Below are 11,178 nucleotides of genomic sequence, written 5' to 3' on the forward strand. Positions count from 1 at the left end.
TCGACGACGAGACACGGCTCGGCGTCCTGGCCCTCGTTGCGACGGTTGCGCAGGAATTCCTGAATGCGTTCGGTCATAGCACCCTCCAAACGGCCCAGCGACGGGACACGTTCAAAAATGATCTCGGATCAAAGCGCTTCGGCCACATCACGCGATGGAGGCGCGAGGGGGCCAAAAAGCTCAGACCGAATTGTGCTGCCGTGGATTGGTTGGGAGTGATCCCGCCCGCACACCTGGCAATGAAGGACAAGCCTCTTCGGTATTCGCGCCGGCTGGTGGAAAGCCGGCAGAGACCAAAAAAGCCCGATCCGTCGTTGCTTTAAGTCGCGTCCCCCGTTGAGAACGAGGTGCGCCGGTTCGCCTCCGGCTGCCAGTCACGGTTGCAAGGATCAAAGTCACCTTCATCGGCATCCCTGGAGAGAGATGCTGGCCGTACGATTTGCATCGCAAGACCCTCGGCTTCCTTGTCCCTTGGCGGCTGTCCGGCCTCTTGTCCGGATACCTACCGACTGACACACGACCACAGGCACGTGCGAAATTGGGCAAGATTGCAATTAGGGTGTTTGGGTGGGGGGTGCAAGATTTTTTTGGGGTTGCGCGTGAATTTCTTCAACGCCGGACCGCAACGTTGCAAACCAGACGCAGTCGAGCGCCAAATATGAACGAATGTTAAGTTAGCTTGAGGAAGCGTGAGCGTTTGGCGCTGGCCGGCTAGGCCTATCCACGTCATGGCGAGGAGCGGAGCGACGCGGCAATCCACAAAGCCGCATGCGCCGAAGAACTGGATTGCTTCGTCGCAAGTGCTCCGCGCAATGACGGCTGAGTGTTAGTCGTCTCAGGCCCGTCGCGTGAATGGCTCGATCCGCGCGGCGTTGCGCATGAACGCCACCATGATGGCAACGCCGGCGAGGAACAGGACCACCTGCAAAATATGTTCGCCGGTGGTGTCGAGCCCGAACAGGATGGCGAGCGCCCAGCCGCCGGCAAAGGCCGCGCCGAACACTTCCGCGCCGATCAGGATCGCCGCCGAGATCACAGTGATGACGCTGGGCCAGTAGATACGGCGGGGGGCGGTGGAGGTGGTCATGGCTTGAAGTCCTGTTTCGGGCCGCAATCTCTCCGAAAAAGCCTGCTGCGGCAAGCACTAAAGGGCCTAAAAAAGCCCCATGGCGTGGTATAGTTGCCGCAGGTTCATGCGCGGCAAATCAGGATTTATGATGTCAGACAGCCACCTTCCTTCAGCGGTTTCCACCAGCGCGTCTGATCATTTTCTGCTGAAAGCCAATCCCTTACTTCAAGCCTGGACGACGCCGTTCGAGACCCCGCCATTCGATGAAATCCTGCCCGAGCACTTCATGCCGGCCTTTGAACAGGCGTTTTTCGACCATGCGGCCGAGATCGCCGCCATCACCAACGATCCGGCGACGCCGGATTTCGCCAACACCATCACGGCGCTGGAGCGCTCCGGCAAGCTGCTCGGCCGGGTGTCGGCGGTGTTCTATGATCTGGTTTCGGCGCATTCCAACCCCGCGATCCTGGAGCTCGACAAGGAAGTGTCGCTGCGCCAGGCGCGCCACTGGAACCCGATCATGATGAATGCCGTGCTGTTTGGCCGCATCGTGGCGCTGCACGACAATCGCGCCGAACTCGGCCTGACCTCGGAGCAGAACCGGCTGCTGGAACGCACCTATACCCGCTTTCATCGCTCCGGCGCCGGCCTCGACGAGGTCGCCAAGGCGCGGATGGCCGAGATCAACGAGCGCCTGGCGCAGCTTGGCACCAGCTTCAGCCATCATTTGCTCGGTGACGAGCAGGACTGGTTCATGGAAATCGGCGAGACCGACACCGACGGCCTGCCGGAGAGTTTTGTTGCCGCCGCGAAGGCTGCCGCCGAGGAAAGGGGCATGCCGGGCCGCGCCATCATCACCACCTCGCGCTCCTCGATGGAGCCTTTCCTGAAGAGCTCGACGCGGCGCGATTTGCGCGAGCGCGCCTACAAGGCCTTCACCGCGCGCGGCAATAACGGCAACGCCAACGACAATAACGCCACCATCGTCGCGATTCTGAAGCTGCGCGAGGAGACCGCGAAGCTGCTGGGCTTTGCGACTTTCGCCGCCTACCGGCTGGAAGATTCGATGGCGAAGACGCCGGAGGCGGTGCGCGGATTGCTGGAGCGGGTGTGGAAGCCGGCGCGTGCCCGTGCGCTGGCCGACCGCGACGCGTTGCAGGAATTGATCGCGGAGGAGGGCGGCAATTTCGAACTCGCCGCCTGGGACTGGCGCTATTACGCCGAGAAGCTGCGCCAGCGCCGCGCCAATTTCGACGACGCCGCGATCAAGCCGTATCTGGCGCTCGACAATATGATCGCGGCCTCGTTCGACACGGCGACGCGGCTGTTCGGCGTCACCTTCCATGAACGCAAGGACGTTCCGGTCTGGCATCCCGACGTTCGCGTCTGGGAGGTCAAGGACGCCCACGGCGTGCACAAGGCATTGTTCTACGGCGACTACTTCGCCCGGCCCTCGAAGCGCTCCGGCGCCTGGATGACGTCGCTGCGCGACCAGCAGAAGCTCGACGGCGACGTGGCGCCGCTGATCCTCAACGTCTGCAATTTTTCGAAAGGCACCCAGGGCCAGCCCGCGCTGCTGTCGCCGGACGACGCCCGCACCTTGTTTCACGAATTCGGGCATGGCCTGCATGGCATGCTGTCGAACGTCACCTATCCGTCGCTGTCGGGTACCTCGGTGTTCACCGATTTCGTCGAGCTGCCGTCGCAGCTCTATGAGCACTGGCAAGAGCAGCCGCGGGTGCTCAGGCAGTTTGCCACCCATTACCAGACCGGCGAGCCGCTGCCCGATGACCTCTTGAAGCGCTTCATCGCCGCGCGAAAATTCAACCAGGGCTTTGCCACGGTGGAATTCGTGTCGTCGGCATTGATCGACCTCGAATTCCATACGCAGCCGGCCTCGGCTTCCACCGACGTGGCGGCGTTCGAGAAGAAGGAGTTGGAGAAGATCGGCATGCCCGCGGAAATCTCGCTGCGGCACCGGCCGACCCAGTTCGCCCACATCTTCTCCGGCGACCATTATGCGTCGGGCTATTACAGCTACATGTGGTCCGAGGTGATGGATGCCGACGCGTTCGGCGCGTTCGAGGAAGCCGGCGACATCTTCGATCCCGCAACGGCGAAGCGGCTGCATGACGATATCTATTCGTCGGGCGGCTCGCTCGATCCGGAAGCCGCCTATATCGCGTTCCGTGGCCGGGCGCCGGCACCGGACGCGCTGCTGCGGCGGCGTGGATTGCTGGAAGAGCCGGAGGCGGCGTGATGCCCTCTCCGCCGTCATTGCGAGGAGCGAAGCGACGCGGCAATCCACAAAGCCGCACGCGCAACAAGAGCTGGATTGCTTCGTCGCAAGGGCTCCTCGCAATGACGAGGGGGCTGTTGTGTGCGGGCTTTTTGGCGCTTGGCATCACGGTCGCTTCCGCCCATCCCCACGTCTTTGTCACCGCCTCCAGCGAACTGCTCTACGCGCCGGACGGCGGTATTACCGGCGTGCGCCACGCCTGGACTTTCGACGATCTGTTCTCGACCTATGCGCTGCAGGGCATCGAGGCCAAGACCAAGGGCGCCTATAGCCGCGAGGAGCTGGCGCCGCTGGCCCAGACCAACGTGGAGTCGCTGAAGGAATTCGGCTTCTTCACCTTTGCCCGGGCCGACGGCAAGAAGCAGCGCTTCGTCGATCCGGTCGACTATTATCTCGAACACAGGAATGGCGCGCTGGTGCTGCACTTTACTCTGCCGTTCAAGACGCCGTTCAAGACCAGGCAACTGGCGCTGGAGATCTATGATCCGACCTTCTTCGTCGATTTCGGTCTTGAGAAGAAAGATCCGATCCGCCTGGTCGGCGCGCCGGTCGGCTGCGGTACCGCGATCCAGCGACCGAGCGACGGCGCGGCCGGAGCGAAGGTGCTCAATGAAGACACTTTCATGAACGGCGAGAATTCCAATTACGGCGCGATGTTCGCCAACAAGATCACGGTGGACTGCCCGTGACGTCAAATCGATCCGGCGATGCTCTCTCCGCCGTCATTGCGAGGAGCCCTTGTGACGAAGCAATCCAGCCTTCGTGTACTGTTTCTGGATTGCCGCGTTGCTTCGCTCCTCGCAATGACGCGGAGAGGTCGGTGCTTAATGTGACCCTGGTCTGCGCGGCTGTGTTCGCGCTCGTCTCATGCGCGGACGCTTCCTGGCATCAATTGTTCGCCCAAAATCCCTTCGGCGCGCCCAAGGTGGCCCCTGACGCGCAAGTCGGTGGCGTGATCGGCTGGCTGCTGACCAAACAGTCCGAATTCTACCGCGCGATGTCGTCGACCATTCGCGCCGCGAAGTCAGACGGCAGCGCGGTGTGGACGCTGCTGGCGATTTTCTTTGCCTACGGCATCTTCCACGCCGCCGGTCCCGGCCATGGCAAGGCGGTGATCTCGTCCTATCTGGTCGCCAATGAGGAGACCGCGAAGCGGGGCATCGTATTGTCCTTCGTCTCGGCGCTGATGCAGTCGCTGGTGGCGGTGCTGATCGTTGGCGTCGGTGCCTGGCTGCTCAATGTCACCGCCAAGACGATGTGCGGCGCCGAGCGCGTCATCGAGATCGCCAGCTACGCGCTGATCGCCGCCTTCGGCGCGGGGCTGGTGTGGAGCAAGGGCCGCGGCCTGCTGCGCGCGATGCGTCCGGCATTGGCCGCGCCGCGAACGGCGATGGCGCATGTCGAAACGACCGGCCACGATCACCATCATCCTCACCACGATCATGCTGGCCATGTTCATGATGCGCATTGCGGCCATTCCCATGGCCCGACCCCGGATCAGCTCGGTGGCCCCGGCGGCTGGACGCGCGGCCTGTCGGCGATCGTCGCGGTCGGTATCCGGCCCTGTTCGGGGGCAATCCTGGTGCTGGTGTTCGCGCTGGCGCAGGGCATGTTCTGGGCCGGCATCGCCGCCACCTTCGTGATGGGGCTGGGCACGGCGGTTACCGTGGCTGCGATCGCGGTCATCGCGGTGTCCGCCAAGGGGTTGGCGCGGCGCCTCGCAGGCGGCGACAGTGGCCGCGGCGCGTTGCTGATGCGCGGGCTCGAACTGGCCGCCGCCGCGGTGGTGCTGCTGTTCGGTATCGGCCTGCTGCTCGGCTATGTCGCCGCCGAACGTGTGACCTGTTTCTAATCCTGTGTCGGGCAGTTGTCTTGACAAGCTCCGGCCAAAGCGCGATGCCACTGATATCATGACAGTCGTTATTCCCATCGAGAGGCCTGCCGTGTCCGTCGCAACGCCGATGGACCGCGTCGGCGTGCTGCTGGTCAATCTCGGTACCCCGGACACCGCGGATGCCCGCGGCGTCCGCGTCTATCTGCGCGAGTTCCTGTCGGATCGCCGGGTGATCGAGGACCAGGGCCTGATCTGGAAACTGGTGCTCAACGGCATCATCCTGACCACGCGCCCGCAGCGCAAGGCCAAGGATTATCTCAAGATCTGGAATACGGAACTCAACGAATCCCCGCTGAAGACCATTACCCGGGCACAGTCCGACAAGCTGGCTTTGGCGATCGCCGACCATAGCCATGTGACCGTGGACTGGGCGATGCGCTACGGCAATCCGTCGATGAAATCCCGGATCGAGGCGCTGAAGGCGCAAGGCTGCGACCGCATCCTGATCGTGCCGCTGTATCCGCAATATTCGGCGGCGACTTCCGCCACCGTCTGCGATGAAGCCTTCAAGGTTCTCGGCAGCATGCGCGCGCAGCCGACGCTGCGGGTAACGCCGCCTTATTTCGACGAGCCGGATTACATCAACGCGCTGGCGGTCTCGATCGAGACTCACATCGCGTCGCTGTCCTTTGTGCCGGAGCTGATCGTGGCGTCCTTCCACGGCATGCCGCAGAAATATATCGACAAGGGCGACCCCTACCAGACGCAGTGCATCGCGACCACCGAGGCGCTGCGCCGAAGGCTCGGACCGCACTCGCCGCGGCTGATGCTGACCTTCCAGTCGCGCTTCGGCTTCGACCAGTGGTTGAAGCCCTATACCGACAAGACCATCGAGCGGCTCGCCAAGGACGGCCTCAAGCGCATCGTTGTGGTAATGCCGGGCTTCTCGGCGGATTGCCTGGAGACGCTGGAAGAAATTTCGCAGGAGAACTGCGAGATCTTCGAAGGCAATGGCGGCGAACATTTTTCCGCGGTGCCTTGTCTGAACGACAGTGATCCGGGCATGGACGTGATCCGCGAACTGGTGCTGCGGGAATTGCAGGGCTGGATCTAAGGAGGCCCGCTTCGTTCTCTCCTCCGTCATTGTGAGGTCAGGGAAAGCCACTGGCTTTCCCTTAGCGAAGCGAAGCGGCAATCCGGAAGCCACAAGCGTCGGAAAACTGGATTGCTTCGTCGCAAGGGCTCCTCGCAATGAAAACGGCGCTCGCTTTTGCCAGCCGCGAACCTTACATCTGATCCCGGCGACCAATCCAGAACGCGCCACTGCGCACGCGGATTCGCTGGGAGGATTTGATGACCGGTTTCGATATTTTCGCCATCGCCGTCGTGCTGCTGATCATCCTGACGCTGTTTGCCGGCGTCAAGACGGTGCCGCAGGGCTATGACTGGACCATCGAGCGGTTCGGCAAATTCACCCGCACGCTGTCGCCGGGCCTCAATATCATCATTCCCTATTTCGATCGCGTTGGCCGCAAGGTCAACGTGATGGAGCAGGTGATCAACATTCCCGAGCAGGAAGTCATCACCAAGGACAATGCCACGGTGACGGTGGATGGCGTCGCCTTCTACCAGGTGTTCGACGCCGCCAAGGCGAGCTACGAGGTCTCCAACCTCAACCAGGCGATCATCGTGCTGACCATGACCAACATCCGCTCGGTGATGGGCGCGATGGACCTCGACCAGGTGCTGTCGCACCGCGACGAGATCAACGAGCGGCTGCTGCGCGTGGTCGATGCCGCGGTGTCGCCGTGGGGCCTCAAGGTCAACCGCATCGAGATCAAGGACATCGTGCCGCCCGCCGATCTGGTCGAGGCGATGGGCCGGCAGATGAAGGCCGAGCGCGTCAAGCGCGCCGACATCCTGCAGGCGGAAGGCCAGCGACAGTCGGAGATTCTTCGCGCCGAAGGCGCGAAGCAGGGCCAGATCCTGCAGGCCGAGGGCCGCCGCGAAGCCGCCTTCCTTGACGCCGAGGCGCGTGAGCGTGCCGCGGAAGCCGAAGCAAAAGCGACCCGCATGGTGTCCGATGCCATCGCCAGCGGCGACGTCGCCGCGCTGAACTATTTTATCGCGGACAAGTATATCAAGGCGTTCGGGCAGATCGCGGATTCGCCGAACCAGAAGATCATCATGCTGCCGATCGAGGCGATGGGCGTGCTTGGCTCGCTGGCTGGCATTGGCGAGATCGCCAAGGCGACCTTTGGCGAAAGTTCCGCCTCGGCGCAGGCCGCGGCGCGGCGTGCGTCGGTGCCACCGGCCGGCCCGACTCCGCCGGCGACGCCGAGGAGCTGAGCATGGCCGACATTCTGGTCACGCTGGGTACCTGGAACTGGCTGATTTTCGGCGTGTTGCTGATGGGGCTCGAATTACTGGCGCCCGGTGTCTTCATGTTCTGGCTCGGGCTGTCGGCGTTTCTGGTGGGCCTGCTGTCCTTTGTGGTGACGCCGGCCTGGCAGTTGCAACTATTGCTGTTCGCCGCGTTTGCTGTCGCCGCTGTGCCGTTGTGGCGCCGGATCGCGCGACAAAAACCCGGCAGCAATCCGAACCCGTTTCTCAACAGGCGCTCGGATGCGCTGGTCGGCCGGGTTTGCACGCTGGAGAAGCCGATCGTCGATGGCGAAGGCATCGTGCGGATCGACGATACCGTGTGGCGTGTCGCGGGCCCGGATACGCCGGCCGGCAGCCGGGTGAAGATCGTGCATGCCGACGGCGCGAGCCTGACGGTGGCGGCGGTTTAGGCGTCGTCATCCGGAACGCGCGTCTCGTGCCCCGGACGCGATGCAACGCGCAGTGTTGCTTCGCAAAGCCGGGGTCCCGGTTCGTGGCTCAGGAAACCGGGGATCCCGGATCTGCGCAGCGGCATGCCGCGATGCAAGTGCATCGCCTGAGAATGCCGCAGCGCGTCCGGGAACGAGCCTAGGCGTGCGGCTGGCGTTTGCTCCAGCGCGCGGCAAAACGATGCAGCGGCAACACCGTCGCCATCAATTCGCGCCCGAGTTTGGTCAGCCTGTAGCCGCTGGCCGGCTGCAGCTCGACGAGGCCGGCCTTTCTGAGCTCGGTGAGCCGCGCCTGCAGCACGGTCGGCGAGGCGTCGTCGCACATTTCGCGCAGCGCCCGCGAGGTCAGCGACGTCTCGCGCAGTTCCCAGATGACCCGCAGCGTCCAGCGCCGGCCGAGCAGGTCAAGCAGCGCCATCACCGGCCGGCCCGTGGTCGAACCGCGCACCGGACGCGGGGCTTTTGCTGAAACAGGTTTCGTCATAGCCCCTCCAGCCTCTTGTCAAATGCTACGGATTATGTAGCGTCATGCTACGTTTATCATAGCACGGAGGTCGTCGATGTCACGCATCGCGCCGCTACAGCCGCCGTACCCGCCGGAGATCCAAGCACAGTTCGACGCAATCATGCGCGGCGCGCCCCCGCTGCGGCTGTTCCGGGTGCTGGCCGGCCATCCCCGCGCGTGGACGAAATTTCGCGCCGGCAGCCTGCTCGACCGCGGGCCGCTCGGTCTGCGCGAGCGCGAGATCGTCATCGACCGGACCTGCGCGCTGACCGGCTGCGCCTACGAGTGGGGCGTGCATGTCGCGACCTTTGCAGACGCCGCGCGGCTGACCGACGAGCAGGTGACGGCCACGACGGTCGGCGACGCCGATGCACCGTGCTGGAGTGCCGCGGAGCAGGCGATGATCGCCGCGGTCGATGCGCTGCATCACCGCGCCACGCTCAGCGACGACGAATTCGCCGCGCTGTCGGCGCATTACGATGACGCCAAAATCCTCGAGATCATTTTGCTGTGCGGCTTCTATCGCACGGTGTCGTATCTCGCCAACGGACTTGCGTTGCAGCCGGAGGAAAATGCGGCAACGTTTCCGCGGGTTTCCTAGCCACGTTCTCTCGTGCCCCGGACGCGATGCTACGCGCAGTGTTGCTTCGCAGAGCCGGGGTCCCGGATCTGCGCAGCGGCATGCGGCGATGCAAGTGCATCGCCTGAGAATGCCGCAGCGCGTCCGGGAAACGGTCTGAGTTTTAAGCCACGCCCGCCCTGAGCAGATCGTGCAGATGCACGATGCCGACCGGCTTCCTCGCGTCGGTCACCAGCAGCGCGGTGATCTTGGCGGAGTTGAGCATTTCCAGCGCCTCGCCGGCGAGCAGATCGCGGCTGATGGTTCGCGGGTTTTTGGTCATCACCTCGTCGACCGACACCGTCATCAGGTCCGGCCGCATGTGGCGGCGGAGGTCGCCGTCGGTGACGATGCCGACCACATGGCCGTGGTGGTCGACGATGCCGACGCAGCCAAAACCCTTCGAGGACATTTCCACCAGCGCGTCCGACATCTTGGTGCCGAGCGGCTTCAGCGGCACTGCGTCGCCCTCATGCATCAGGTCGCGGGTGTATTTCAGCATCGCGCCGAGCTTGCCGCCCGGATGCAGCACCGAGAAATCCACCGAGGTGAAGCCGCGGCCCTCGAGCAGCGCGATCGCCAGCGCGTCGCCGAGCGCCAGCATCATCAGCGAGGAAGTCGTGGGGGCGAGATTGTGCGGGCAGGCCTCGCGCGCCTTCGGCAGCGTCAGCGCGACATCGGCGGCCTTTGCCAGCGTCGAGCCGGCATCCGCGGTCATGGCGATGACGCCGATCTTGAAGCGCTTGGCATAGCTGATCAGGTTCTTCATCTCCGGCTGCTCGCCGGACCAGGACAGCGCCAGGATGACGTCGTCGGCGGTGATCATGCCGAGGTCGCCATGGCTGGCTTCGGCGGCGTGCACGAAGAACGCCGGCGTGCCGGTCGAAGCAAAGGTGGCGGCGATCTTGCGGCCGATATGGCCGGACTTGCCGAGTCCGGTGATGATCAGCCGGCCCCTGGCATGGAGGATCAGCCCGGCGGCGGCGCTGAACGATGCGCCGAGATCGGACTGCAAAGCGGCGGCCAGCGCGGTAACGCCGCTGGCTTCGGCATCGAGCGTGCGCAGCGCCGAGGCGATCGCCTCACTGGCCTGGTCGGTCATGGTCGCTGTCGCCGTTGCTGGGGTGGAAAGTGCCATGCGCCTGAAATCCCGCTGGAAAATATCCGACATTCCATAGCACGGCGGCGAGACCGAGGCGAAACCCGCAATCTCGGTTTCTCAACGTCGCATTAACCATAAGCGTTTTAACTCTCTTAACCATAAGCCCCTTCGCGCGCCGGTCGCGCCGGTGGGGCTCGATCAAGTCGCTGGTTTTGTTGGAGTTTCATGTCGTGAAGTCAGGTCCAGCCCCGGGCCGCCACAACCGTGCCAAACTGCTTGGCGCGTTGTCGGCCTGTCTATGGCTGGTTTTGGCGCCATGGCCGGCCGCCGGGCAGGCGCTGACCTCCGACCTGCTGACGCCGATGCCCGGCGCCTTTGTCTCGCCGTCGAGCCTGCCGCTGCGACGGACCTCCGACCAGCCGCCGGAGCCGACCGATGGGCTGCGCAGCAGCGTGATCGCGCCGTCGCGGATCGGCCAGCCGGTCATCTATGGCAACGCCGCCGCCTATGGCGCCTCGTCGTCAGGCTATGATTCGCTCAACCGGCGCCGCCAGCGGGCCAAACTATATCCTGGCGCGCGGAAGCCGAAGCCGTCGCCCGGTCCCGGCACGCCGCCGCCGATCGTGCCGACGCCGCCGCTGACGATTCCGCCGTCGTCGAAATCCAACAAGCCGCCGGTGTCAGCCTCGATCGCCGGCATCGCTACCGGACAGCCGGCGCGCAAGCGGCTGAAGCCCGACCCCGATCCGTTCGGGCCGACCGGGGTCTATGTCGGCAGCTTCCTGGTGAAATCGGCGGTCGAAACCTATGGCGGTTACGACAGCAATCCGGCGCGTCTGATTCAGCCCAAGGGAGCGAGCTTCTACCGGATCGCGCCCGAACTGCTGGCGGCGTCGGACTGGAGTCGGCACGCGGT

12 protein-coding genes are annotated in these 11,178 nt (G+C 64.1%); 9 read left to right on the forward strand and 3 right to left on the reverse strand.

What is annotated here, in order from left to right; all coding sequences use genetic code 11:
* The coding region (locus Q0S16_RS22630; protein WP_295853426.1) for a hypothetical protein at window positions 1-323 on the forward strand (323 nt) is incomplete at its 5' end.
* 512 nt (window positions 324-835) lie between these two features.
* Here the strand turns inward: Q0S16_RS22630 and Q0S16_RS22635 are convergent.
* A complete protein-coding gene (locus Q0S16_RS22635; RefSeq protein WP_295853428.1) occupies window positions 836-1,087 on the reverse strand; it encodes a hypothetical protein in 252 nt (83 codons plus the stop codon).
* 130 nt (window positions 1,088-1,217) lie between these two features.
* Between Q0S16_RS22635 and Q0S16_RS22640 the strand changes: the two genes are divergently transcribed.
* From Q0S16_RS22640 to Q0S16_RS22665, 6 genes are all read left to right on the forward strand, one after another.
* A complete protein-coding gene (locus Q0S16_RS22640; RefSeq protein ID WP_295853431.1) occupies window positions 1,218-3,329 on the forward strand; it encodes a M3 family metallopeptidase in 2,112 nt (703 codons plus the stop codon).
* Window positions 3,330-3,430: 101 nt separating this feature from the next.
* Window positions 3,431-4,057, forward strand: a complete 627-nt coding sequence (locus Q0S16_RS22645) for a DUF1007 family protein (protein WP_295853434.1) — start codon at window positions 3,431-3,433, stop codon at window positions 4,055-4,057.
* Between the two features lie 161 nt (window positions 4,058-4,218).
* A complete protein-coding gene (locus Q0S16_RS22650; protein WP_295853461.1) occupies window positions 4,219-5,220 on the forward strand; it encodes a nickel/cobalt transporter in 1,002 nt (333 codons plus the stop codon).
* A gap of 58 nt (window positions 5,221-5,278) precedes the next feature.
* Complete coding sequence (gene hemH / locus Q0S16_RS22655) at window positions 5,279-6,316, forward strand: ferrochelatase (protein ID WP_295853437.1); 1,038 nt, start codon at window positions 5,279-5,281, stop codon at window positions 6,314-6,316.
* Window positions 6,317-6,555: 239 nt separating this feature from the next.
* A complete protein-coding gene (locus Q0S16_RS22660) occupies window positions 6,556-7,551 on the forward strand; it encodes an SPFH domain-containing protein (RefSeq protein ID WP_295853439.1) in 996 nt (331 codons plus the stop codon).
* Window positions 7,552-7,553: 2 nt separating this feature from the next.
* Complete coding sequence (locus Q0S16_RS22665) at window positions 7,554-7,997, forward strand: NfeD family protein (RefSeq protein WP_295853441.1); 444 nt, start codon at window positions 7,554-7,556, stop codon at window positions 7,995-7,997.
* 178 nt (window positions 7,998-8,175) lie between these two features.
* Here the strand turns inward: Q0S16_RS22665 and Q0S16_RS22670 are convergent, their stop codons facing one another.
* The gene (locus Q0S16_RS22670) at window positions 8,176-8,520 is read right to left on the reverse strand and encodes a helix-turn-helix domain-containing protein (protein ID WP_295853445.1); all 345 of its coding nucleotides are present in this window, start codon (window positions 8,518-8,520) and stop codon (window positions 8,176-8,178) included.
* A 76-nt stretch (window positions 8,521-8,596) separates the two neighbouring features.
* On the opposite strand from Q0S16_RS22670, the gene Q0S16_RS22675 reads away from it, so the two are divergent.
* Window positions 8,597-9,142 (forward strand): carboxymuconolactone decarboxylase family protein, encoded by a 546-nt coding sequence (locus Q0S16_RS22675; RefSeq protein ID WP_295853447.1) that lies wholly within the window; start codon window positions 8,597-8,599, stop codon window positions 9,140-9,142.
* 142 nt (window positions 9,143-9,284) lie between these two features.
* Here the strand turns inward: Q0S16_RS22675 and Q0S16_RS22680 are convergent, their stop codons facing one another.
* Window positions 9,285-10,298, reverse strand: a complete 1,014-nt coding sequence (locus tag Q0S16_RS22680) for a KpsF/GutQ family sugar-phosphate isomerase (RefSeq protein WP_295853449.1) — start codon at window positions 10,296-10,298, stop codon at window positions 9,285-9,287.
* A 194-nt stretch (window positions 10,299-10,492) separates the two neighbouring features.
* Here Q0S16_RS22680 and Q0S16_RS22685 point away from each other — a divergent pair.
* On the forward strand, window positions 10,493-11,178 hold a 686-nt coding region (locus Q0S16_RS22685), incomplete at its 3' end, for an outer membrane beta-barrel protein (protein ID WP_295853453.1).

Origin of the sequence: Tardiphaga sp. (assembly GCF_025356345.1) — a bacterium.
Taxonomy (GTDB): Bacteria; Pseudomonadota; Alphaproteobacteria; order Rhizobiales; family Xanthobacteraceae; genus Tardiphaga.